Source organism: Rhodococcus sp. NPDC127527 (assembly GCF_042672245.1).
Taxonomy (GTDB): Bacteria; Actinomycetota; Actinomycetes; order Mycobacteriales; family Mycobacteriaceae; genus Rhodococcus_G.
On the sequence record NZ_JBHXVP010000003.1, the window covers coordinates 96,242 to 120,257 of the forward strand.

The following is a 24,016-nucleotide window of genomic DNA, read 5'->3' on the forward strand; positions in this document are numbered from 1 at the left end:
CACGGGCGGCGCAGCCGCCTAGAGGATGTTGCGGACCGAGTCGGCGGGTCGGGCCAGCACCGTGCCCTGGTCGGTGACCACGATGGGCCGCTCGATCAGGATCGGGTTCTCCACCATGGCGTCGAGCAGTTCGTCCTCGCTGGCCTGCGACAGGCCGAGCTCCTTGTAGACGGACTCCTTCGTGCGGATCGCCTGGCTCGGCTTGAGCCCCGCGTCGTCGAGCAGCTTGCGCAGACCATCACGCGACGGCGGCGTCTCGAGATACTTGACCACGGTCGGGGTGATGCCGGCCTCCTCGATCAGGGCGAGGACCGTGCGGGAGGTGCTGCAGCGTTGGTTGTGGTAGATCGTCGCTTTCGTTGCCATGGCGCCCATTCTGCCGTTCCGGGTGGGAACCGCGCGCAAGTGCGTTTGTATGTCCCCATGGACCTGCAGACGATCGGCGACCGCATCGAGATCACGGACCTGCTGACGCGGTACGCCCACGCCGTCGACACAAAGGACTGGGCGCTGTACCGAACGGTGTTCACACCCGACGCGCGGATCGACTACTCGGCCACGGGCGGTCCGCAGGGCACGGTCGAGGAGGTGGTGTCCGCGCTGACCCCGATGCTCGACCTGTTCACGCGGACACAGCATTTCGTGTCCAACCTGGACGTGACCCTGGCGGGGGACGAGGCCGCGGTGCGGGCGATGTTCTTCAACCCGATGGTGGTCAAGCCGGGCAAGCAGTTCTTCTGCGGCGGCTGGTACAACCACGAGCTGGTCCGCACAGCGGGCGGCTGGCGCAGTCGCCGACTCGTCGAGGAGTCGGCCTGGTTCGAGAACCTCGCGGAGGCTTTCGCCGACTGACATGCCGGTGCGGTCCCGCCGGGCTAGCCTCGCGGAATGCGCATCGTCATCGACCCCGATTCGCCGACTGCCCCCTTCGAGCAGCTCAAGCGCCAGGTGCTCGAGCAGGTGCGCAGTGGCACGCTGATCGCGGGCACCAAGCTGCCGACGGTCCGGGCGCTCGCGGAGGAGCTCGGCCTGGCCGCCAACACGGTTGCCAAGTCGTATCGCGAGCTCGAGACGCTCGGCGCGATCGAGACCCGCGGCAGGCTCGGGTCGTTCGTCGCGGCGATGGGTGACGCGTCGATGGCCGCGGCCGAGCGGGCGGCGACCGAGTACGTCGCGGTGGTGCGCGGGCTCGGGCTGGCCGACGAGGTTGCCCGACGGCTGGTGGACGCCGCCCTCCGCGGAGCCTGACCGGGGCGGCGTGCCGGACTACCCTGAGACTCGGGGCCGGCACTGGAGGTGGTGATGGTCTACCCCGCGTGGACCTTCGGGGCGGTCGAGATCCTCGCCGTCACCGTCCACTTCGCCTTCATCGGCTACGTGGTGGTCGGCGGTTTCCTCGCGTGGCGTTGGCGCCGGACGATCGCGGCGCACGTGTTCGCGGTGGTGTGGGGGTTCGGTTCGGTACTCGTCGGGTACGACTGCCCGCTGACGAATCTGGAGAACTGGGCACGCGGAATGGCGGGCCGGCCGCCGCTGCCGTCGAGCGGTTTCATCGCGCACTACATCACGGGTGTGCTGTACCCCGTCGATGCGGTGAACCTGGTCCGGCTGCTGGTCGCGGTGCTCGTGCTCGGGTCCTGGGTGGGGTTCGTGCTGCGCGGGAGGGCCACTGTTCCGACCCCACTTAGTTGACGCTTCAACTTACCTGTGTCAGGGTGGACACGTTCCCAGACACTGCGCCGCACATCGCAAAGGACCAGTACATGAAATCCAGCGCATTCCGCGACCTCGCCATCCTCGTCGCCCGCGTCGGCCTCGGCGTGATCTTCGTGGCCCACGGCTGGCAGAAGTTCTTCACCTACGGGATCGACGGCGTCCAGGCGTCCTTCGATCAGATGGGTGCGCCGGTACCCGACGTGTCGGCGATCCTCGCCGCCGCCATCGAGCTGGGTGGTGGCGTCCTCCTGATCGCCGGACTGCTCACCCCGATCGCGGGCATTCTGCTGTTCCTCGACATGCTCGGGGCCTTCTTCATCGTTCACTACGACCAGGGCCTGTTCATGCCCGCCGGCTACGAACTGGTGGTCGCGCTCGGTGTCGGCTCGCTGTTGCTGGCCGCGACCGGCGCGGGCCGGCTCAGTCTCGACGCCCTCGTCGGCGGTCGCTTCGGGGTCAAGGTCTCGGCGTAGCGGCGGGGCTCGGCCTGCAGGCGGGTGCGACGCGCGCACCCGCCTGCGGTTGCATTTGGGCACGAAGGCAAGCAACGTAGGCGTGCATGCTGGCCAATACTGATCGAACCGAGCAGGATTCAGGCCAACCCGACGACGTTCCACCTCCCGTCGGCGGTCCGCGCACCGACTACGTCGTGTTCGGCGTCACCACCGCCATCGTTGCGGCCATCCTGATCTGGGGTATCGCCGCACCCGACGGCTTCGACTCGGTGACCGGGTCGGTCCTGGACTGGCTGGTGACCAACATGGGGTGGCTGTTCATCCTGGCCGCCAGCGGATTCGTGCTCTTCGCACTGTGGCTGGCGGTGAGCAAGTTCGGTCGCATCCCGCTCGGAAAGGACGGCGAGAAGCCGGAATTCAGCACGGTCAGCTGGATCGCGATGATGTTCAGTGCGGGCATGGGCATCGGTCTGATGTTCTTCGGTGTCGCCGAACCGCTCGCACACTTCGTCACGCCGCCGCCCGGGACGGACGGTGGCGTCGGCACCGCGATGGCAACCACCATGTTCCACTGGAGCCTGCATCCGTGGTCGACGTACGCGGTGGTCGGGCTGGCGCTCGCCTACGGCACCTACCGGCGCGGCCGCAAACAGTTGTTCAGTTCCGCGTTCATCGCACTGCTCGGTCGCCGCGCCGAGGGCCCGATCGGCCGGGTCATCGACATTCTCGCGATCTTCGCGACCATGTTCGGCACCGCGGCCTCGCTCGGTCTCGGTGCCCTGCAGATCGGGTCGGGATTCGAGGTCACCGGCTGGCTCGAGGAGGCAGGCACCCTGCTGCTGGTCACCATCGTCGCCGTCCTCACGCTGGCCTTCGTCGCGTCCGCCGTCTCCGGGGTCTCGAAGGGCATCCAGTGGCTCTCGAACACGAACATGGTTCTCGCGCTCGTGCTGGCGGTGTTCGTGTTCGTCCTCGGCCCGACGGTGCTGATCCTCAACATGATCCCGACGACTCTGGGTGCGTACGCCGGCCAGATCGCCGAGATGTCGGCCCGCACCGCGGCGTCGAGCAATCCGGACACCGCGGAGTGGTTGTCGTCGTGGACGATCTTCTACTGGGCGTGGTGGATCTCGTGGACTCCGTTCGTCGGGATGTTCCTGGCCCGGATCAGTCGGGGCCGGACCATCCGTGAGTTCGTCGTCGGGGTGATCCTCGTGCCGAGCCTGGTGAGCCTGCTGTGGTTCTCCGTGTTCGGCGGCGCCGCCATCGGGCAGCAGCGCGACGGCGTCGACCTCGCGGGCCGCGGCAGTTCCGAGTCCCAACTGTTCGGGATGCTCGACCACCTGCCGCTCGCCGGGATCTCGACGGTCCTGGTGATGATCCTGGTGGCGATCTTCTTCGTGTCCGGGGCGGACGCGGCGTCACTGGTGATGGGCACACTGTCCCAGCGCGGCACCATGCGCCCGACCCGTGCGGTGGTGGTGTTCTGGGGCATGCTCACCGGTGGCGTCGCGGTTCTGCTGCTGTGGACCGGCGGCGAGGACGCCCTGAACGGCCTGCAGACGATGACGATCATCGCGGCGGCACCGTTCGTCCTGGTCATGATCGGACTGTGCGTCTCGCTGTACCGGGACCTGTGTCACGACCCGATGATCCTTCATCCGGACCGCCCACGCCGTTCGGCGCTGCAGCGCCTGCGCCCTGATCGAGGGTGATCAGTCGGTCGGCCTCGCGGCGACGGGTGTGGCTCGGTACCGGGCGGTCTCGCGGATGGGCGGGCCGACGGACAGGAGAAGCCGTACGAGTTCGGCTTGGCGATGTGTTCCGGTCTTGTCGAAGACGTGCTGCAGGTGCGTTCTGACGGTGGTGATCGAGACGGCGAACTCCTCGGCGACCGGCTTCAGCCCGTCCCCGCGCGCGACCCGGAGTGCGACCTCCGCTTCGGCTTCGGTGAGCGAGTACATGCGCCGCAAGGTGGCTGTTTCCGGTTTGAGCTCGCGGTCGGGGTCCGCGATCACGACGAGGGCGGTGGCTCTCGACGGGCTCAGGCCGGCAGCGTCTGCGCTGAGCGGAACGACGTGGAGGCTGTAGTCGCATCGCCCTGACGGACGGGGACAGGACAGGCGGCCGCCGCCGCGGACACTGCCTTCTCGTCCGGTCAGCGCGCGGTGCATCAGGCGGTGGAGCTCCCGATCCGCAGCGGCGAGCGATGCCGCGATGGATCCACCGGGGCGCAGGCGAAGCCCGTCGCCGGAGGTGAGGATCCGCTCCGCTTCCGAGTTCGTCCGCAGCACCCGACCATCCGGTCCGACGATCACGATCCCGTGCGGATTCCGCTCGATCGCCGAGGCGAGATCGCGTTCGCCCTGCGCGGAGCCCGCGAGCTTCTCCTGGGTGCGAATCGCCTGCCCCAGGTGGGGCACCAGTCGCCCGATCAGCGTGAGTCGATCGGGCGTTCCGAACGGCTCCGAGCCCAGAGGTGCGGCCAGCCCCAGCCACGCGCCGGTGGTGCTTCCGGTCAGCCGGACGAACAGGCCGTCACCGAACTCGTTCGGACGGCACCAGTCGTTGTAGAACTCCGTGTTCGTGTTGGGGAGGATCAGCTCGGTTCCGGTGTGTACTCGGCCGACCGGAGCCTGTTCCAGGGCTGCCGCCACATAGTCGAGCCTGCCGTAGTAGTCGTTGTAGGCCAGTTGCGAGGACGGTTCGCCGCCGACCTGTCGCACCATCACGTCGGAATCCCGGCTGGTCGGAACCGAGGTCATCAGCCCGGAGCCGCCCGCGTCGAAGGCTCGGACGAGTTCGATGAGCGTCGCGTCCCATCGCTCGGGGTCGACCGCCGACGCATAGATCGCGGACACAAGTCGGGAGAATTCGTCGACAGTGGTCATCGACCACCCCTGCGGCTTCTCGGGTATGTGCGTGCGGAGTTCCCATCCGATTGTCGCCGATCTCATCTGTTTGCACGAGGAAACGCGCGCCCGAAGGTGATGTGCTCGTGTGTGGCTGCCGATTCTCGGAGCCGAACTCAGCTACTCGACCGGGTCACCGGCGGAACGCCCTTCGACCCGACATTCCAAGGAGACTGCGATGAGAACCATCACGCGACGCACGATGTCCGTGTCGGCCGCCTGTGTGGCCGCGGCAACCCTGGTGCTCGTCCAGGTGGGACCTGCTGGGGCCGTCGAGGCACCCAAGCGGGTGTACTTCACGTCCAACGCAACCAGCATCACGGCCAACATCACGGCTGGCAACACCTCCCCCCAGACCTGTCAGATTCAGGAAGGTGGTGTCCCTCTCGGGCCATTCTCACCTGTCATCGCGGCGGGGATGTCCGGGACCGCGGTCACCGGGCCGCCGGCGCCGCCACTGAGCAGTGGCAAGCACAACGTGGAACTCCTGTGTACCGACGGCATGGCGCCGGCCGCTCCTGTCAAGAACGAGACGGTGTCCGTCCCGCCCGGCCCGATGGACCAGTTCCGCGACATGCTGGAGGGGCTCGGATCCTAGGCGGGGGTCGACCCAGCGCGGTGTCCGCTTCGAGGGGTGACGGTCACCGCCAGCTGGGCAGCCAGAGCTGCTGCTGCCAGGCGTCCGGGGTGATCGGCATCGCGGTGAGGATCGGCCAGAGCCAGACGAAGTTTGCGATCACCAGCCCGACGTACAGGCAGACCGCGAGCAGTCCCGTGCCGCGTCTCTCGGCAGCGTCCGTGGCCCGGCCGAGCACCTCCCCGCAGACCAGGGCCAGCCCCATCACCATGAACGGCGCCATCGCGACCGCGTAGAAGTAGTACATCTGACGGTCCATGGTCGCGAACCACGGGAGGAAGCCGGCGCCGTAGCCGACCAGCACGGCGGCGTACCGCCAGTCCCTGCCGACCAGCGTCCGCCAGAGCGCCCAGGCCAGCATCGGCAGCGCCAGCCACCACATGGCGGGCGTGCCGATCAGCATGACGGCCTTGACGCAGCTCGACGCGCCGCATCCGGTGACCTGGTCGCCCTCTGCGAAGTAGTAGAGCATCGGCCGCAGGCCCATCGGCCACGTCCACGGCTTCGACTCCCACGGGTGGTGGTTGCCCGCCGAGTTGGTCAGGCCGGCGTGGAAGTCGAGCACGTTGCCGCTGTAGTACCAGAGCGAGCGCAGTGCCTCGGGGACGAAGGAGAAGGACCCGCCGAACCCGACCTTCGTGCCGACCGCATGTCGGTCGACCCCGGTCTCCGAGGCGAACCAGGCCCAGTAGGTCGCCAGGTACACGCCGACCGGGACCAGCACCAGTGCGTACAACGCGGGTCCGACGTCGCGCAGCCCCGCCCCGACCCAGGGCCGGGTCACCCCGTATCGGCGCCGGGCCGCGACGTCGAAGGCCACGCTCATCAGGCCGAAGAAGGCGATGAAGTACAGCCCCGACCACTTGGTGCCGCACGCCAGTCCGAGCATCAGGCCCGCGCCGAACCGCCACCAGCGCACGCCGAGGCGCGGACCGTAGGCGGTGTCGAGGATCCGGCCCTCGGCGTACACCCGGGCCATCCGCGCCCGCACCTGATCGCGGTCGACGATAAGACAGCCGAACGCGGCGACCACGAACAGCGCCATGAAGATGTCGAGCATCCCGATCCGTGACGACACGAAGGTCATGCCGTCCGCGATGAGCAACACTCCCGCGATCGCGCCGACCAGGGTCGAGCGGGTCATTCGCCGCACGATCCGCAGCACCAGCAGCACCAGCAGGGTGCCCGCGACCGCCGCGGTGAACCGCCATCCCCAGCCGTTGTAGCCGAAGATCGCCTCGCCCACCGCGATCATCTGCTTGCCGACCGGCGGGTGCACGACGAGCCCGTAGCCCGGGTTGTCCTCGAGCCAGCCGTCGGTGAGCACCTGCCAGCCCTGCGGCGCGTAATGCTTCTCGTCGAACACCGGGGTACCGGCGTCGGTCGGGTAGCCGAGCATCGCGAAACGGGTGATCGCGGCGATCGCGGTGACGAACGCGGTCACCACCCAGCCGCGGAAGCGGTCGGTCGGTCCGTGGTCCGCGGGCGGGGCGATCGGGCCGGGGCTGAGGAGGGTTCGACGGTCGACGGGGGGCGTCGCACGCTCGTCCGTCAACTGGGTCACCCGTCGATCGTAGGCTGTCGAACATGAATGGTTGCCTGGTCCTTGCCGCGACACCGATGGGGGAGGTCCGCGACGCCTCGGACCGGCTGCGGGAGGCGCTCGCGACCGCGGACGTCGTCGCGGCAGAGGACACCCGGCGGACCAAGCACCTCGCCTCCGCGCTCGGCGTCACCATCACGGGAAAGGTCGTCAGCTTCTATGACCAGGTGGAGACCACCCGGTTGCCGGCACTGGTCGCCGACGTCGAGGAGGGACGGACGGTGCTGTTGGTCACCGACGCCGGAATGCCCTCGGTGAGCGATCCCGGTTACCGACTCGTCGCTGCCTGTGTCGCGAAGGACCTGCCGGTGACCTGCCTGCCCGGTCCGTCGGCGGTCACCACGGCGCTTGCGCTGTCGGGACTGCCGGTCGAGCGGTTCTGCTTCGACGGGTTTCCGCCCCGCAAGCAGGGTCAGCGACGGTCGTGGCTGGAGGCGCTGCGGGCCGAACCGAGGGCGTGCGTGTTCTTCGAGGCGCCGCATCGGCTGGCGGACTGCCTGGCGGACGCGGTCGCCGTGCTCGGCGGCGAGCGGCGGGCGGCGGTGTGCCGGGAGTTGACCAAGACGTACGAGGAGGTGCGCCGCGGGACCCTCGCGGAACTCGCGGAGTGGGCCGCGGACGGGGTCCGGGGCGAGATCACCGTCGTACTCGAGGGCGCCCGTCCAGTCGCCGCCGAGCCCGAAGACCTCGTCGGTGAGGTGGAGCGTCTGGTGGCAGAGGGCGCACGCCTGAAGGACGCGTGCGCGATGGTGGCCACCGCCGGGGTGTCCAAGCGTGAGGTCTACGAGGCAGTGCTCGAGGCCCGCAAGGACTAGTGGGTCGGGTCGGGGCGCGGCCCTCAGTTCGGCGGCGCCGCCATCACCAAGATGAGTGCGACTGAGGCGGCGACGACCAGTGCAGCGGCAAGGGTCGGCGGGACCATCGATGCGATCTTGACGGCGAGTCTGCTCACGGTTGCTCCACGGGTTCGGGATCGGTGCGGTCAGATGACGTCGCTGCCCGGCGGGAACTACCCCTCGAACTCCTAGTTCCCGCCGGCGCTGCGTCGTGGCGCCGGTCGCCGGGCGCCGAGGCCAACTCTGCTCGCCGGGTCCGAACCCGACCAATCGGTGTGCAGCGTTTGTCGGGTATCGTCCCAGTTCAACACCGGTGAGGAACTTTTCCGCAGCGGAATTCCGCCGGGGTGAACGAGGAGTGATCGACGTGACGGATGGCCGATCGGGGGATCGCGAGCCGGGTTCGGAACCGGACCCGCAGGGCCCGCCCGCGGACTCGACGGACGGTGACGGGGTGCTCCGAGGCGACGCCGTCGCCGAGGCCCGACTGCTGTTCGCGGATCAGTTGCGGCTGCTGTTCGCGACCGCCGGAGGGCCGGCGCTCAAGACCGTCGTGTCGGACGCCTCGGCGCTCGGGAGGGCCCTCGGCGGGGACAAGCAGGTCTCGGTGCAACGGCTCAGCGACTGGCGATCGGGCAAGCGGGTACCCGCGAGTTTCGACTCGGTGCGCCCGGTCCTCGTCGTCCTCATCCGCGCCGCCCAGGAACTGCACGGCGCCCAGCCGCCCGCCCCCGGCCTGTATTCCGTCAAGCGCTGGCACGTGTGGTGGCGGGAAGCCCGCGAGGGCGGCGCCGTCCGCGGGCGGGCCGAATCCGCCAAGCCGGTCGCCGCGGCGCCGCCGGTGTCCGGGATGCGACCGTACCGGGGTCTCGAGCCGTACCGGGTCGAGGACGCCCGCCTCTTCTTCGGGCGGGCCGCGAGCCTGCGGGGTCTTGCCGACGCCGTCATCGCGGCGCAGGGCCATGGGTTGGTCATCGTCACCGGAGCCTCCGGCGTCGGCAAGTCGTCCCTCGTTCAGGCGGGACTCGTGCCGGACCTGGCACGTAGGGACCCCGACTCGGAGGTGGCGGCCTGCGCGAGCGTGGTGTTCACGCCGGGCCCGAATCCGCTCGCCGCGATGAGCGAGGCGCTGCCGGAACTGGTGGAGGTGGTCGGTCGGCCCCGCCGTGAGGGCGTGCGGCGTGCGGTGCGCGCGGCGGCGCGGCGGTTGGGTGCGCCGTCGCTGGTCATCGTCGTCGACCAGATCGAAGAGTTGTTCACCCAGTGCGGTGACCAGGCCGAGCGTGAGCGATTCCTGACGGTCCTCGACTATGCCGCCGCCACGCTCGGCGCCGGTGAGACCCCGGACGCGGCCCCGTCGGTCATCGCGACCATGCGGTCCGACTTCTACGGACAGGCACTGTCGTATCCGGTTCTGGCCGAGGCGCTCGAACGCCGAAGCAAGGCGATCGCGCCGTTGACGCGGGCCGAGATGGTCGAGGTGATCACCCAGCCCGCACAGCTGATCGGCCTCAAGCTCGAGGCGGGGCTGGTCGACCTGATCCTCCACGACCTGGGTGTGCTGACCTCCTCCGAGGGCAGCGGTACCGTGCTGCCGTTGCTCTCGCACCTGCTGGACACGATGTGGGAGCGGCGCCGCGGCGGCGCACTGACGGTCGCGAGTTACCGCTCCACGGGCGGCGTGCGCGGATCCGTGGCGGCAACGGCGGAACGGACCTGGGAGGATCTCGACGAGCACGGCCGGGTGCTGGCACGCTCGATCATGGTGCACCTGGTGTACGTCACGCACACGGGCACCGACGTCAAGATTCGTCGAACCCTGCCGCAGTTGCTGGCGTTCGCCGGCGACGACACCGTCGGCGGGCAGCAGGTGGTCGACCAGTTCATCGCGGCTCGGGTACTCGTCGCGGACACCGAGAGCGTCGAGCTCATCCACGATGCCGTGATCGAGGCGTGGCCGCGGCTGAAGACCTGGATCCAGGAGGACCGGTCGTACTCGGCGCTGCGCCAGCAGATCGAGGAGGACGCCGGACGGTGGGAACACTCGGAGCGTGACAGCAGCCTGCTGTATCAGCGTGCCCGCCTCGACACGGTCGCCGAACACGACGCGTCCAGGGTCGCGGTCGAGGGCCTCGGCGCAGCCCCGGTCTCGTCGTCCCTGACCCCCGGCGCCACGGAGTTTCTTGCCGCCTCCACCCAGCACGTGCGCCGCAACACCTGGGTACAGCGGGCGGTGATGGCCGCGCTGGTGGTGTCGACCGTCATCGCGTTGGTGGCGGTGTCGATGGCGTGGACCGCGAAGAGTCGCGCCGAGTCCGAACGCAGCGCCGCGCAGTTCCGTCAGGTGGTGGCGCTCGCGGACTCGTTGCGGGAGTCCGACCCGACGACCGCCGCGCGGCTGTCGCTGGCCGCCTGGCAGATGCGACCGGGGAACGACGCCGCCTACGCCGGCTTGATCGCGACGGAGTCGACCCCGGTCGGTCGAGCGCTGAGTGGGCATCAGGGTCCGGTCTACGGGGTCGCGGTGACCGGTGACGGCAAGACGATGGCCTCGGCAAGCGACGACCGCACGGTACGGCTGTGGGACCTGACCGATCGCGCGGATCCGCGCCCGATCGGGGCCCCGCTCGGTGGATCCGCGAAGTACATGGCCTCGGTGTCGTTCACCCCGGACGGCAACATCCTGGCCGCAGGCAGCGGCGACGGCACCGTGTTCATCTGGGACGTCACGGATCGTTCGGCGCCGAAGCCGCTGCTCGTGGCAGCGCGCGCGGGATCCCGTACGGTGCACAACATCCGGTTCAGTCCGGACGGACGGACCCTGGCCGCGCCGAACGACGACGGCACGGTGATGTTGTTCGACACCTCGAACCCGGCCTCGGGTGAATTTCCCCAGACCGTGCTCAGCGCGCACGCCGGCGGCGTGCGGACGGTCTCGTTCCGTCCCGACTCCGCAGTGCTGGCGACGGCGAGCGACGACCGCAGCGTGCGCTTGTGGAGCATGTCGCAGCACGGTCCACCGACCCCGCTTCCCTCGGTGCTCGGCGGATTCGGGGACGTGGTGCACTCGGTCGCGTTCTCGCCGGACGGCCGAACGCTCGCCGCCAGCAGCGACGACGGTGTGCTGCGACTGTTCGACGCGAACGACGTGGCCGCGGTGCGGCCGATCGGGCTGCCGGTCCAGGCACACACCGTCGCGATCTGGACCATCGCGTTCGCGCCCGACGGCGCGACGCTCGTCAGCGCGTCCTGGGACGGAACCGTGAAGCGGTGGTCGGTGGACCCCGCCCGTGGCAGCCTTCGCGAGCTTCGGCCCGCGTTGACCGGGAACGGCGGCGGCGTCCCCGCCCTCGCCCTGGTGTCGGACGGCGAGACGATCGTGACCGGCGGCCAGGACTCGATGGTCCGGATCTGGACTCTGCCCCGCACCGCGCTGGCAGTCTCCGAGTCGGCGCTGACGCTGCCCGCCATGTCGCGGGACGGCTCGCTCATGGCCACCGGTGGCTACGACTCGGTGATCCGGTTGTGGCGGCTGGTCGGCGGCGGCCGGGCCACGCTCGCGAGCGCGACCGCCATGCCGCGGCCCTTCGGCGGTGCACACGTGGTGGCGCTGTCGCCGAACGGTGAGCTGATGGCGACCGCACCCACCAACGGCGGGCAGGTGCAGCTGTGGGACGTGCGCGACCGTGAGCATCCGCTCGCGTTGGGGGAACCGATTCTGACCCGCACCCGGTTCACCTGGGAACTGGCGTTCAGTCCCGACGGTTCGACCCTTGCCGTTGGCGACGACGACACGAGTGTGCGGCTGTGGAACCTGGCGGATCCGCAACGGCCGGTGCCGTGGGGCGAGGCGCTGGGCGGGCCGAGCAATCTGGTCCGGACGGTCGCGTTCAGCCCGGACGGGCTGAACCTGGTGGCCGCCGATGCGGACGGCGGGGTGCATGCCTGGGACGTGCGCGATCGCGCGCATCCGAGTTCGGTGACGGTCACCACCGACGGACGTCGCAGCGGGATCAACGCGATCGCCTTCAGCCCGGACGGGAAGACCATGGCGACGGGGGACGACGACCAGTCGGTTCTGGTCTGGGACAGGCGATCCGACGGCTCGCTCGAGGTCAGGGACGCGGCGTTGCGCGGGCACACCGGCACGGTGTACTCGGTGTCGTTCGACCCGGACGGGCAGCACGTGGTCAGCGGCAGCGACGACGGCACGGTGCGCCTGTGGGACGTCTCCGATGCCGGCGACATGCGTGAGGTCGGCGGTCCCATCACCACGGCGGGCAAGGGGCGGTGGCAGGTGGCGTTCCGGCCGGGGTCGGAGACCGTCTTCGCCGGCGACGGCGACGGCGTCCTGCGGGCGTGGCGACTGGACGCGGGGTCCATCGTCGACCGGATCTGCTCGTCCAGTGCGGAGTTGTCGGCGGGGCGGTGGACCGATTTCGAGCTGTCGGGATCCACGCGAGGGGAGTGCAGGTCCGAATGATGCCGTGCGGCAGCCGGTTCGGCTCAGGGTGGGGAGACCGGTAGTCAGAGCGAGAGAATGCTCGCCGCCTTGTCCAGGCATTCCTGCCACTCGGCGTCCGGGTCGGAGTCGATGGTGATGCCGCCGCCGACGCCGAGCCTCGCGCCGCCGCGCGAATCGAACTCGACGGTCCGGATCGCCACGTTCAGCTCCGTGCCTGCTCGCGGCGCCGTGAAACCGACAGTCCCGCAGTAGACCCCGCGGGAGGTCGGTTCCCACTGGGAGAGCAGCTGCCGGGCCCGGTGCTTCGGGCAGCCGGTGACCGACGCAGGCGGGAAGCTCGCGTCGAGCAGGTCGGTGGTCGTGGTCGGCGTGGGCACGGTGGCCTCGACGGTCGAGACCAGGTGCCAGACACCGGGTGCGGGGTAGACGCCGAGCAGGTCGGTCACCCTGACCGATCCCGGGCGGGCGAGCCGGCCGAGGTCGTTGCGCACCAGGTCGACGATCATCACGTTCTCGGCGACATCCTTGGTGGAGGCGCGGAGCAGGTCCGGATCGCCCGAGATGGGGAGCGTGCCCTTGATCGGGCTCGAGGTGACTCGGTCGCCGTGCCGGGCGAGATAGAGCTCCGGTGACAGCGAGGCGACCGCGCCCCACTCGCCCGCCACGAACGCGGCGCGCGCGGGCCGGGTCGCCTCGACCGCGTCGGCGAAGAAGTCCAGCGGATCGCCGTGCGCGCGGCCGAGGAAGTGGGTGCACACGCACGCCTGGTACACCTCGCCCTGGCGGATGGCCTCCAGGCACTGTTCGACACCGTCGCGGTGCACGGCACGGTCGGGCCGAGTCCAGTCGATGCGCCAGGGCCGGGGGGCGGTCCGGGGCCGGGTCACGGCGGCGGACCAGTGCGCAGGGCACGGCTCCTCGGTGAACGACTCGTACCACCAGCAGCCGTCCGCGTCCTGCCTCAGGACGCTGTCCGTCCACCCGCCCGCGGCCTCGGGCAGGGCGAGGTCGGGCGCGCCGGCGGGCCGATCGGGGTACGAGCGGTAACCGATCCATCCGCCGCCGATCCATCCGCCGGTCGGCGAGTCGGGGGATTCCGTTCGGCGGGCGGTCAGGTCGAATGCCCTGGCGGGCTCGACCGCGGTGGCGCGCAGTGTCGGCGCGAGCACCGCGCGGGATCCGAACCAGTCGCCGATCAGGGCGGCGGGCGGCGCCTCGCCGCGCCCGGCGGCGCAACGCGACAGCTCGCGCAGCACCTCCGCCGGGGTGCCGCCTTCTCCGATCCGCTCGATCTGCATCGGACAAGACTGACACGACCGCGCCCACCGCCCGAATCGTGTGCACGACTCACCCGGCGATCGCGGGCCCGGGGGAGGTGAGCGTCGCCTCGTCGGCGGCAGAGCGCCCAGCGTGCCACCCCTGGGCGTCGGCCGCAGAGCAGGTCATCTCGCGCATCGGGCCGAAGAGTCGGGTGACCTCCGCCCGTACCGCCTCGGCGCGGTTGGCGAGGATCGGCAGCAGATCTCGGTACTCGACCTCCGACTCGACCACCGCCTGTGCCGTGGCCGCCTTGCCCGCTTCGGTCAGTCGCTGGCCGATGCGGACCGCGAACCCGAACAGGAAGGCCTTGCGGAAAGGTGTGGAGCGAGAACCGGTCTCGCCTGCGGTACGCATCGCGCGGGTGGCCTGGACCAACAGCGAGGTGAACAGCATCTCGACCTGTTCGAGGTCCACCGGGGACCCGACCACCGTCGCGATGCCCAGCGGTGCGGTGAAGGCGGTCTGTACCTGATTGGCGTCGCCGATCGAGGTGAGTAGCAGGGCCTTCTGCTTCACGTACGGGTTGTCGAGGTGAATTCGCTTGCTGTGCACGACCACCCGGGAACCGGGCGTCGCGGCCTCGAGCAACGCCGCGCCGATCGCGTAGCGGGTCATCAGTTCCTGCGCCTTGGCGGTCAGCGTTTCCGCTTCCTCGGTGTACTCGGTGCTCTCGGCTTTCGCGAGCAGGCCTCGAATCTTGTTCAGTACCTTCGGGTCGGCGTTGGTGGCGGCGTCTCCCGGATCGTCGGCGCGATCGGCCGGCCAGGCGGACGGCGGTGGGCACAGGACGTGCCAGCGCGGAAGCCGCCGCCACAGGAACGTCAGCGACCCACACTGCGCGGCGTCGATCCCCGCTCGGCCGCTTCCGGCCGGGTGGGCGTCGGCGATCGTGCGCAGCTGGTCGAGCCACCCCTGCGGGGCCCGCGACCACGCCCCGCTCACGTGTGCCTCGTGCAGCACCGCCCCGGCGGCGTTCCGGACCGTTGCGGCATCGAGGGACCGGGCCGCGACGTGGACCAGGTCGGCGGGCTGCCACCCGCGTTCGTAGGCGGCGGCCAGCGCGCCGATCAGCGCGTGCCACTGCTCGTCGGATGTTTCCGGCTGTCGAATGTGCGTTCGAATGCTCCCCATGGCGACAGTGTGCACCCGGGGTCCGACAAGAAATGTCCGGGCAGGTGGGGGTGCCTTTTCGGCTACCTGCCGCGCCGAATCGGACGGGCGCCCGGCGAGAGCGAGGCGTCGTCGGCCGCCGAGCGACCCGCATGCCAGCCGTGGGCGTCCACCGACCGGGCCCGAGCCCGGCGGGTGGCGGGGAACAGCCGGGTGAACTCGGCGTCGACCTCCGCCGACGTGGTGGCGAGGATGGGCAGCAGGGTGCTCAGCGGCACCGCCTCCTCGGCGGCGGCGTCCTCGGTGGCCCGCGCGTCGGCCTCGCGCAGCCGTTGCCCGATCCGGGCGGCGAACCCGGCGAGGAAAGCCTTGCGGAACGGCGTGGATCGTGCGCCGCTCCGGCCCTCGGCGGCACTGGACTGCATCGACCGGGTGGCCTGGACGAGCAGCGAGGTGAACAGGAGGTCGACCTGCTGCAGGTCCACGCGGGTCCCGACCGCGGTGGCGATCGCGAGGTCGGCGGCCCAGACGGTGCGTACCCGATTCGCCTCGCCGATCGAGGTCAGCAGGTGCACCTTCTCCGTGAGGTACGGGTTGTCGAGGTGAAAGCGGCGGCTGTGCACCGACGTTCGGCCCGTCGCCACCCGCGAGCGCACCAGGCTCGAGGTGATCGCGTAGCGCGTCATCAGTTCCTGCGCCTTCGCGGTGAAGGTTTCGGCCTCCTCCGTGAACTCGGTGCGCTCGGCCTTGGCGAGAAGGCCGCGAATCCGTCCGAGCACCTTGGGATCGGCGTCGTCGCCGGGGTCGGGGGCCTCGGCGCGGTCGGCGGGCCATTCCTCGGGTGGCGGCAGCAGGATCGTCGTGCCCGGCAGCCGGTCCCACTCCGCCGTGAGCTCCGACAGCTGGTATCCCAGGAAGCCGGACCGTCCCGCGACGAGCGCGCCCGCGAGATGGTCACCGTTCGGATCGGCGACCGGCACACCGTCCGCGAGCCGGGCCTGATCCGGGAACTGCTCGGCGAGTGAGCGCAGTTGGTCGGACCACTCGGCCGGGGCGCGTTCGGCCGCGCGGGTCTGCCGCGCGTCGTAGAGGACCGCGACCGCGGCCAGCGGCGGCGGGCACTCGCCGCCGCGCCGGGTCAGGTGCACCAGGTCCGCGGGCTGCCAGCCGCGCCGGTACGCGGCCGTCACCGCCGCGACGAGCGCCCCGGCCTCGGCGGACGGGCGTCCGTCGTCGAAGTTGCCGCGCCCCGACATGTCAGGCGGTTTCGGGCTCCACGTACCGGGGGAACACCGGTGACGGCGCCGGCAGCGGGCTGCCCGCGACGATCCGCTCGCCCAGGTGTGCGAAGTCGCGGGCGGTCTCGGACTGTCCGAGCAGGTCGAGGATCTTCGACGCGGCGTCGGGCATCACGGGCTGGACCAGGATCCCGACGATCCGCACGACCTCGAGGGTCACGTAGAGGACCGTCGCCATCCGGGCGGGGTCGGTCTTGCGCAGCACCCACGGTTCCTGCTGCGAGAAGTACCGGTTGGTCTCGCCGAGCACATGCCAGATGGCCTCGAGGGCGTGGTGCAGGGCCTGCACGTCGAACTCGGCGCGGCACTTCTCGAGCAGCGCGTCGGCCTGGGCGAGCAGGGCCCGGTCGTCGTCGGTGAGCTCGCCCGGCGTCGGCACCACGGCGTCGCAGTTCTTCGCGACCATGGTGAGCGACCGCTGCGCGAGGTTGCCCAGCTCGTTGGACAGGTCGGCGTTCATCCGGGTGACGATCGCCTCGTGGCTGTAGTTGCCGTCCTGGCCGTAGGAGATCTCGCGAAGCAGGAAGAACCGCAGGGCGTCGAGGCCGTACTGCTCGACCATCTCGAGCGGGTCGACCACGTTGCCGACCGACTTCGACATCTTCTCGCCCTTGTTGTAGAGGAAGCCGTGCACGAAGACGCGCTTGGGAACCTCGAGGCCGGCCGACATCAGGAACGCGGGCCAGTACACGGTGTGGAAGCGGCTGATGTCCTTGCCGATGATGTGCAGGTCGGCGGGCCAGTTCCGGGTGAAGGCCTCGGACTCGGTGTTCGGGTAGCCGACACCGGTGAGGTAGTTGGCCAGCGCGTCGACCCACACGTACATCACGTGCGAGGGGTCGCCGGGGACGGGCACACCCCAGTCGAAGGTGGTCCGCGAGACCGACAGGTCCTTGAGTCCGCCGGAGACGAAGCTGACGATCTCGTTGCGCCGGGTGGCGGGGGCGATGAACTCGGGGTGCTCTTCGTAGAGCGCGAGCAGCCTGTCCTGGTAGGCGGACAGTCGGAAGAAGTAGGTGGACTCCTCGGTCCACTCGACCTCTGTCCTCGTGTCCGTCGAGATCCGGCTGCCGTCCTCGCACAGGGTGGTCTCGGCCTCGGTGTAGTACGCCTCGTCGCGCACCGAGTACCAGCCGGCGTAGGTGTCCAGGTAGATGTCGCCGGCCGCGACCATCCGCTCCCAGATCGCCTGGCACGCGAGTTCGTGATCGGTGTCCGTGGTGCGGATGAACCGGTCGTACGAGATGCCCAGGACCTTGTCCATCGCCTGGAACACGTCGGAGTTGCGCGCCGCGAGGTCGCGGACGTCGATGCCTTCCTTGGCGGCGGTCTGCTGCATCTTCAGGCCGTGCTCGTCCGTGCCCGTCATGAAGAACACGTCGAAGCCGTCGAGCCGCTTGAAGCGGGCGAGCGCGTCCGAGGAGATGTACTCGTACGCGTGTCCGATGTGCGGTGCGCCGTTCGGGTACGCGATCGCCGTGGTGATGTAGAACGGGGGCCGGGTGGATGCAGTCATGGTGCGTTTACTGTATCTGCGTGCCCAGAGATCGTCCGGCCCCGGACCTGCCCGAGCCGCTCGCGCCGCTGATCGACGCCCACACGCACCTCGACGCCTGCGGTGCGACCGATGCGGCCTCGGTGGCCGAAATCGTCGACCGCGCCGAGAAGGTCGGCGTCGGCAGGGTGGTGACGGTCGCCGACGACCTCGCCGCCGCACGCTTCGCGGTGGACGCCGCGCACTGGGACCGTCGGGTGTACGCGGCGGTTGCCATCCACCCGACGCGGGCCGACGTGCTCGACGACGCGACCAAGGCGGAGATCGAACGCCTCGCCGCCGATCCTCGGACCGTCGCCGTCGGCGAGACCGGCCTCGACTACTACTGGCCGGGCAAACTCGACGGCTGCGCCTCGATCGAGGATCAGGTCGAGGGTTTCCGCTGGCACATCGACCTGGCCAAGCGGCTGCGCAAGCCTCTGATGATCCACAACCGCGAGGCCGACCACGACCTGCTCACCGTCCTGCTCGACGAGGGTGCGCCGGAGACGGTGATCTTCCACTGCTTCTCCTCGGACGCGACGATGGCACTGGCCTGCGTCGAGGCGGGCTACGTGCTGAGCTTCTCCGGGACCGTCAGCTTCCGCAACGCCCGCGAGCTGCACGAGGCGGCGAAGCTCGTCCCCGACGACCAGTTGCTCGTCGAGACGGATGCGCCGTTCCTGACCCCGCACCCCTTCCGGGGTGCGCCGAACGAGCCGTACTGCCTGCCGTACACGGTGCGGTCGCTCGCACAGACGCGAAGTCAGGACCCCTTCGAACTGGCCGTCGCCGCCACCGCGACCGCGAGGCGGGTCTACGGAATCTGACGGCGACGGCAGTTCGAGGGCCTGCTAGGACCAGCAGGTCACAGGCGAACCACGTCCAGTCCACCGTCCTGGAACGTCGCCCGCAGCCGCTTCTTGTCGAACTTGCCGACGCTGGTCTTGGGCACCTCCTCGATCAGCGCCCAGTTCTCGGGCAGCTGCCACTTGGCGACCTTGTCGGCCAGGAAGTCGCGCAGGTCCGCGATGGTGGTCCCGCTGCCCTCGCGCAGCACGACTGCCACCAGCGGCCGCTCGTCCCACTTCTCGTCCGGCACGCCGATCACGGCGGCCTCGGCGACCGACGGATGGCCCATCACGGCGTTCTCCAGGTCGACCGAGGAGATCCACTCGCCGCCGGACTTGATGATGTCCTTGGAGCGGTCGGTCAGCGTGAGGAAACCGTCGGGGGTGATGGTGCCGACGTCGCCGGTGCGCAGCCAGCCGTCGTCGAACTTGTCCGCCGCGTCCACGCCGTAGTACGAGCCGGTGATCCACGGTCCGCGGACCTCGAGTTCGCCGATGCTGGTGCCGTCGTGCGGGACGACGGCACCCTCGTCGTCGACGAGCCGGGCCTGCACCGAGGCCGGGAAGCGGCCCTGGGTGGACCGGTAGGCCCACCGCTCGTCGCCGGTGACGCCGGCGGGCGGTCGGGCGACGGATCCGAGCGGTGAGGTCTCGGTCATCCCCCAGGCGTGCAGCACCGTGACCTGGTGCTGTTCCTCGAATGCCCGCATCAGCGCCGGCGGCACCGCGGACCCGCCGATCAACACCTCCTTCATCCCGGAGATGTCCTGCGGGTGCTGTTCGAGGTGGAGGTGCAGGCCCTGCCAAATGGTGGGGACGGCCGCGGCCATCGTCGGCTTCTCGGCGGCGATGATCTCGGCGAGGGCGGCGGGCTGCAGGAACCTGTCGGGCATGATCAGGCTGGCACCGATCATGAACGCGGCGTAGGGCAGTCCCCACGACATCGCGTGGAACTGCGGCACGACGGCCAGGGCGCGATCGCCCTGCCGGAGGTTCGGGCCGTCGCTCATGCACACCTGCATTGAGTGCAGGTAGATCGAACGGTGTGAGTAGACAACACCTTTCGGGTCGCCGGTGGTGCCGGAGGTGTAGCACATCGCGGCCGCGCTGCGCTCGTCCACCTCGGGCCAGTCGAACTCCTGCGGCTGCCCGGCGAGCAGTTCCTCGTAGCTGTGCACCTGGACGCCGGCGGGCGCCTGCAGGCCCGCGGTGTCCTTGCCCGTGACGATGACGTGCTTGACCGTCGTCAGCTGCGGCAGCTGGGCCGCCAGCAGTGGGATCAGGGTGGGGTCGACGATGACGACGTGGTCCTCGGCGTGGTTGGCGACGTGCACCAGCTGCTCGGGGAAGAGCCGGATGTTGAGGGTGTGCAGGACCGCGCCCATCGCGGGCACCGCCAGGTACACCTCGAGGTGTTCGGCGTTGTTCCACATGAATGTCGCCACCCGCTGGTCGCCGGTGACCCCGAGCCCGCGCAGCGCGTGTGCCAGGGCGGCGGTGCGGCGGCCGACCTCGGCGTAGCTCTCGCGCCGTGGCCCCTGGTCGGTCCAGGTGACCACCTCCGCGTCGCCGTGCACGGTGGCGCCGTGGCGCAGGATCTGCGCGATGGACAGTGGGGCGTCTTGCATCGTGCTCAGCATGGCAACTCCTGGTTCGTGCGTGGCCGGCCCGTGATCGGCGTCCGGCTCACCGTGTGGTCCGGATCACATGCTAGTCACGAACCGCGCGCTGCGGTGTCGGCGGTCACAGCACCTTGCGCAGGAAGTCCTGGGTGCGCTCGTGCTGCGGGCTGCCGAACAGTTCGGCGGGCGCGCCCTCCTCGACGATGTAGCCGTCGGCCATGAAGATCACGCGGTCCGAGACCTCGCGTGCGAACCCCATCTCGTGCGTCACCACCACCATCGTCATGCCCTCCGCGGCGAGGTCGCGGAGCACCTGCAGCACCTCGCCGACCATCTCCGGGTCCAGCGCGCTGGTCGCCTCGTCGAAGAGCATGATGTCCGGGCTCATCGCCAGCGCCCGCGCGATGGCCACCCGCTGCTTCTGTCCGCCGGACAGGTTGGCAGGCTTGGCGTCCGCCTTGTCGGCCAGGCCCACCCGATCGAGCAGTTTCCGGGCGGTCGCCTTGGCCTCGTCCTTGGTGGCGCGCTTGGTCTGGACCGGTGCCAGCATCACGTTTTCCAGCGCGGTCATGTGTGGGAACAGGTTGAAGTGCTGGAACACCATGCCGATGTGCTGACGGACCCTGTCGATGTCAACCTTCTTGTCGGTGAGGTCGAAGCCGTCGACCACGACGGTGCCGCCGGTGATGTCCTCGAGCTTGTTCAGGCAGCGTAGGAAGGTGCTCTTGCCGGAGCCGGACGGCCCGATGACACACACCACCTCGCCGGCCGCGATGTCCACGTCGATGCCCTTGAGCACCTCGTTCTCGCCGAAGGACTTGGTCAGCCCAGCGACCCTGATCTTGGGTTCGGTTGTCACGCTTGTCGACTCGGTCACGCGTTTATCCTCTTCTCGAGCCGGTTGGAGAGCTTGGTCAGCGCCATGATGATGACGAAGTAGAAGATGCCGACGATCAGCCACATGTTGAACGACTCGAAGTTCCTCGCGATGATGATCTTGCCGGTCTGGGTGAGTTCGGCGATGCCGATCACAGACAGGATCGAGGTGTCCTTGAGGGTGATGACGGCCTGGTTGACGAACGAGGGCATCATCGTCCGGAACGCCTGCGGCAGCACCACCTTCCGCATCGCGGGCAGGTAACCCATGCCGAGGCTGCGGGCGGCCTCCATCTGTCCCCGGTCCACGGACTGGATGCCGCCGCGGATGATCTCGGTGACGTACGCGCCGGCGTTCAGGCTCAGCGTGATGATGCCCGCGGTCATCGCCGGCATCTGGAAGTCCAGCGCGGCGGGGATGCCGAAGTAGATGAAGAAGGCCTGCACCAGCAGCGGCGTGCCGCGGAAGATGTCGACGTAGGTGACGCCGATGCCGCGCAGGATCCGGCTGGTCGAGACCCGGCAGAAGCCGAAGACGAGACCGAGCACCAGCGCGATCGCAAGCGAGGCGACCGTGAGGACGATCGTCAGCCACAGGCCCTTCATCAGCAGTGGGAAGCTGTCCTTGAACAGGGAGAAGAAGGTGTTGCCGCCCTGGGCCTGCTGCGCCCCCTCCCCGAGGTAGGTGTCGAGGATCTTGTCGTACTGCCCACTGGCCCGCAGGTTCGCCAGCCCGGTGTTGAACTTGGCGAGCAGTTCGGCGTTCTGGCCCTTCGACACCGCGAAGCCGTAGGAGTTGCCCGCCTCCTTCTCGCCGACCGCCTTGAGGCCGTTGCCCTGCGCGATGCCGTACAGCAGCACCGGGTAGTCGTCGAAGACCGCGACCGAGTTACCGGTCTTGACGTCGTCGTACATGCTGGCGGAGTCGTCGAAGGTGACGGTGGTGAAGCCGTACTTGTCCTTGACCGACTCGGCGAACATCGCGCCCTCGGTGCCCGTCTTGATCGCCACCCGTTTGCCGCGCAGGTCCTCGTAGGACTTGATGCTGTCGTTCGACTTCGCGACGGCCATCTGCACGCCGGAGTCGAAGTAGGGGTCGGAGAAGTCGAAGACCATCTTGCGCTCGTCGGTGATCGACATGCCGGCGATGACGCCGTCCACCTGCCGTGACTGCAGTGCCTGGACCGCGGCGTTGAAGCCGAGCGGTTTGACCTGGTACTTGAATCCCTGGTCCTCGGCGATGGCCTTCAGCAGGTCCATGTCGATCCCGACGAAGTCGCCCTGCTCGTTCTGGAATTCGAACGGTGCGAACGTGACGTCGGTGGCGATCAGGTACGTCTTACCGGAATCGCCCTGTGCCGCCGCGGTACCGGGGCCGAAGACCAGGCCGAGCAGGGCGAGGACGCCGAGCAGGACGGGTAGTCGGGCGAGTGTTCGGCGTCTGTGTGTGCGCATCCACGTCACTTCCTGTGGCCGTATCGCGGGCGGTCACCCGGCGTCCGACACTAGTCCGCGACACGCTTCCCCTGCAGGTCACAGCACTGTGGTTGCCGGAACTCCCCCCTTTCGTTACCGTACTGTGATCGATCTAAGCCCGGGGTCACTCTCCGGTAACCGACCGAACCAGGACTACTCGTGTCACCACTCACTCGGATCAACCAGGCCAACTCGCCGCTGTTGCGGCTCGTCGTCGGGGCGCTCCTGCTCACGCTGATCGCGGGTGGTGTGCTCGCCGTCAACCGGCACAAGACGGTGACCGTCGACGTGGACGGCGAGGCGATCGCCCTGAGCACCATGTCCACCGACGTCGGCGGCGTCCTCGCGGACGCTGGGTACTCGATCGGCGACAAGGACCTGGTGGCGCCGGCCAAGGACTCCTCGGTGTCGGACGGTGAGACGGTGGTGCTGCGGCGGGCCCGCGAGCTGACCCTCACCGTCGACGGCGCGCCCCGCACGCTGTGGACCACGGCGCTGACGGTGGACGAGGCGCTCACGCAGGAGAGCCTCGCGGGCGACGTGCACGTCTCGGCGTCCCGCTCGCAGCGCCTGCCGCTCGACGGCGCCAACCTGGACGTGATCAGCCCGAAGGTCGTGAACCTGATCGACGGTGCCGCGGCCTCCGCCCCCGTGCGCCTGGCCGCAGCCACCGTCGGGGACCTGCTCACCGCACACGGCATCCCGCTCGAGCAGGCCGACACCGTCGTGCCGGGCCCGGAGACCCCGGTGACCGAGGGCCTCGACGTGAAGGTCACCCGAACCCGCACCGCGAACAAGGTCGAGACCCAGCCGCTGGCACCGCCGGAGCAGCGCATCGAGGATCCGACCATGAACATGAGCCGCACGGTTCAGGAGCATGCGGGCACGCCCGGTGTCCAGGACGTGACGTACGCGGTCACCACCGTCAACGGCGTCGAGACCGCGCGGCAGGAGGTCGCCGCCAACGTCACCACGCCCGCGCAGCCGAAGGTCGTGCGGGTGGGGGCCAAGCCCGGCACCGAGGTGCCGCCGGTGACGAACGGATCCACCTGGGACGCGCTCGCGCAGTGCGAGGCGACCGGAAACTGGGCGATCAACACGGGCAACGGCTTCTACGGCGGCGTGCAGTTCGACCAGAACACCTGGGAGCGGCAGGGTGGTCTGAAGTACGCGCCCCGCGCAGACCTGGCCACCCGCGAGGAGCAAATCGCGATCGCGTCGAAGACCCAGCAGTCACAGGGCTGGGGTGCGTGGCCGTCGTGCACCAGCCGACTCGGCATGCGCTAGTCCCGCTGCGCTAGATTC

General features: G+C 69.5%; 19 protein-coding genes and 1 pseudogene. 10 read left to right on the plus strand and 10 right to left on the minus strand.

Going from position 1 to position 24,016, the window contains the following annotated elements:
• Positions 1 to 18: 18 nt before the first annotated feature.
• Positions 19 to 366, minus strand: coding sequence for an arsenate reductase (glutaredoxin) (gene arsC, locus ACFVH2_RS06230; RefSeq protein WP_378420385.1), 348 nt, complete (start codon positions 364 to 366; stop codon positions 19 to 21).
• Positions 367 to 423: 57 nt separating this feature from the next.
• On the opposite strand from arsC, the gene ACFVH2_RS06235 reads away from it, so the two are divergent.
• The 5 genes from ACFVH2_RS06235 to ACFVH2_RS06255 all read left to right on the plus strand — a co-directional run bounded on the left by ACFVH2_RS06235 (position 424) and on the right by ACFVH2_RS06255 (position 3,886).
• The gene (locus tag ACFVH2_RS06235) at positions 424 to 852 is read left to right on the plus strand and encodes a nuclear transport factor 2 family protein (protein WP_378420384.1); all 429 of its coding nucleotides are present in this window, start codon (positions 424 to 426) and stop codon (positions 850 to 852) included.
• A 36-nt stretch (positions 853 to 888) separates the two neighbouring features.
• Positions 889 to 1,248 (plus strand): GntR family transcriptional regulator, encoded by a 360-nt coding sequence (locus ACFVH2_RS06240; RefSeq protein ID WP_378420383.1) that lies wholly within the window; start codon positions 889 to 891, stop codon positions 1,246 to 1,248.
• Between the two features lie 54 nt (positions 1,249 to 1,302).
• Positions 1,303 to 1,692, plus strand: a complete 390-nt coding sequence (locus tag ACFVH2_RS06245) for a DUF2784 domain-containing protein (protein ID WP_378420382.1) — start codon at positions 1,303 to 1,305, stop codon at positions 1,690 to 1,692.
• A gap of 71 nt (positions 1,693 to 1,763) precedes the next feature.
• Complete coding sequence (locus tag ACFVH2_RS06250) at positions 1,764 to 2,189, plus strand: DoxX family protein (RefSeq protein ID WP_378420381.1); 426 nt, start codon at positions 1,764 to 1,766, stop codon at positions 2,187 to 2,189.
• Positions 2,190 to 2,275: 86 nt separating this feature from the next.
• Positions 2,276 to 3,886 (plus strand): BCCT family transporter, encoded by a 1,611-nt coding sequence (locus ACFVH2_RS06255; RefSeq protein ID WP_378420380.1) that lies wholly within the window; start codon positions 2,276 to 2,278, stop codon positions 3,884 to 3,886.
• On the opposite strand, the gene ACFVH2_RS06260 is transcribed toward ACFVH2_RS06255, so the two are convergent.
• Positions 3,887 to 5,062 carry a helix-turn-helix transcriptional regulator gene (locus ACFVH2_RS06260; RefSeq protein ID WP_378420379.1) on the minus strand — a complete coding sequence of 392 codons (1,176 nt, stop codon included), beginning with the start codon at positions 5,060 to 5,062 and terminating at the stop codon, positions 3,887 to 3,889.
• A 199-nt stretch (positions 5,063 to 5,261) separates the two neighbouring features.
• Here ACFVH2_RS06260 and ACFVH2_RS06265 point away from each other — a divergent pair, with 199 nt between their 5' ends.
• Positions 5,262 to 5,681, plus strand: a complete 420-nt coding sequence (locus tag ACFVH2_RS06265; RefSeq protein WP_378420378.1) for a hypothetical protein — start codon at positions 5,262 to 5,264, stop codon at positions 5,679 to 5,681.
• Positions 5,682 to 5,724: 43 nt separating this feature from the next.
• On the opposite strand, the gene ACFVH2_RS06270 is transcribed toward ACFVH2_RS06265, so the two are convergent.
• The gene (locus ACFVH2_RS06270) at positions 5,725 to 7,284 is read right to left on the minus strand and encodes a dolichyl-phosphate-mannose--protein mannosyltransferase (RefSeq protein WP_378420377.1); all 1,560 of its coding nucleotides are present in this window, start codon (positions 7,282 to 7,284) and stop codon (positions 5,725 to 5,727) included.
• A gap of 23 nt (positions 7,285 to 7,307) precedes the next feature.
• On the opposite strand from ACFVH2_RS06270, the gene rsmI reads away from it, so the two are divergent.
• Complete coding sequence (gene rsmI, locus ACFVH2_RS06275; RefSeq protein ID WP_378420376.1) at positions 7,308 to 8,138, plus strand: 16S rRNA (cytidine(1402)-2'-O)-methyltransferase; 831 nt, start codon at positions 7,308 to 7,310, stop codon at positions 8,136 to 8,138.
• Between the two features lie 388 nt (positions 8,139 to 8,526).
• Positions 8,527 to 12,642: a WD40 repeat domain-containing protein gene (locus ACFVH2_RS06280; RefSeq protein WP_378420375.1), complete on the plus strand. Its 4,116-nt coding sequence runs from the start codon at positions 8,527 to 8,529 to the stop codon at positions 12,640 to 12,642.
• 44 nt (positions 12,643 to 12,686) lie between these two features.
• On the opposite strand, the gene ACFVH2_RS06285 is transcribed toward ACFVH2_RS06280, so the two are convergent.
• From ACFVH2_RS06285 to metG, 4 genes and pseudogenes are all read right to left on the minus strand, one after another.
• Positions 12,687 to 13,922, minus strand: coding sequence for an aminodeoxychorismate synthase component I (locus ACFVH2_RS06285; protein WP_378420374.1), 1,236 nt, complete (start codon positions 13,920 to 13,922; stop codon positions 12,687 to 12,689).
• A gap of 49 nt (positions 13,923 to 13,971) precedes the next feature.
• A complete protein-coding gene (locus ACFVH2_RS06290) occupies positions 13,972 to 15,075 on the minus strand; it encodes a DUF2786 domain-containing protein (protein WP_378420373.1) in 1,104 nt (367 codons plus the stop codon).
• Between the two features lie 62 nt (positions 15,076 to 15,137).
• A complete protein-coding gene (locus ACFVH2_RS06295; RefSeq protein WP_378420372.1) occupies positions 15,138 to 16,310 on the minus strand; it encodes a DUF2786 domain-containing protein in 1,173 nt (390 codons plus the stop codon).
• A 1-nt stretch (position 16,311) separates the two neighbouring features.
• Positions 16,312 to 17,871, minus strand: a pseudogene (gene metG / locus ACFVH2_RS06300) (methionine--tRNA ligase); the annotation flags it as partial.
• A gap of 17 nt (positions 17,872 to 17,888) precedes the next feature.
• On the opposite strand from metG, the gene ACFVH2_RS06305 reads away from it, so the two are divergent.
• Positions 17,889 to 18,716, plus strand: coding sequence for a TatD family hydrolase (locus ACFVH2_RS06305; RefSeq protein WP_378420371.1), 828 nt, complete (start codon positions 17,889 to 17,891; stop codon positions 18,714 to 18,716).
• Between the two features lie 38 nt (positions 18,717 to 18,754).
• Here the strand turns inward: ACFVH2_RS06305 and ACFVH2_RS06310 are convergent, their stop codons facing one another.
• The 3 genes from ACFVH2_RS06310 to ACFVH2_RS06320 form a co-directional block, all read right to left on the minus strand.
• On the minus strand, positions 18,755 to 20,377 hold the full coding sequence (locus ACFVH2_RS06310; RefSeq protein ID WP_378420370.1) for a long-chain fatty acid--CoA ligase: 1,623 nt from the start codon (positions 20,375 to 20,377) through the stop codon (positions 18,755 to 18,757).
• A 103-nt stretch (positions 20,378 to 20,480) separates the two neighbouring features.
• Positions 20,481 to 21,236, minus strand: coding sequence for an amino acid ABC transporter ATP-binding protein (locus ACFVH2_RS06315; RefSeq protein WP_378420369.1), 756 nt, complete (start codon positions 21,234 to 21,236; stop codon positions 20,481 to 20,483).
• Complete coding sequence (locus tag ACFVH2_RS06320) at positions 21,233 to 22,690, minus strand: amino acid ABC transporter substrate-binding protein/permease (protein ID WP_378420368.1); 1,458 nt, start codon at positions 22,688 to 22,690, stop codon at positions 21,233 to 21,235. Before ACFVH2_RS06320 ends, ACFVH2_RS06315 begins: the two co-directional genes overlap by 4 nt.
• 180 nt (positions 22,691 to 22,870) lie before the next feature.
• Between ACFVH2_RS06320 and ACFVH2_RS06325 the strand changes: the two genes are divergently transcribed.
• Complete coding sequence (locus tag ACFVH2_RS06325; protein ID WP_378420367.1) at positions 22,871 to 23,998, plus strand: transglycosylase family protein; 1,128 nt, start codon at positions 22,871 to 22,873, stop codon at positions 23,996 to 23,998.
• Positions 23,999 to 24,016: the final 18 nt, after the last annotated feature.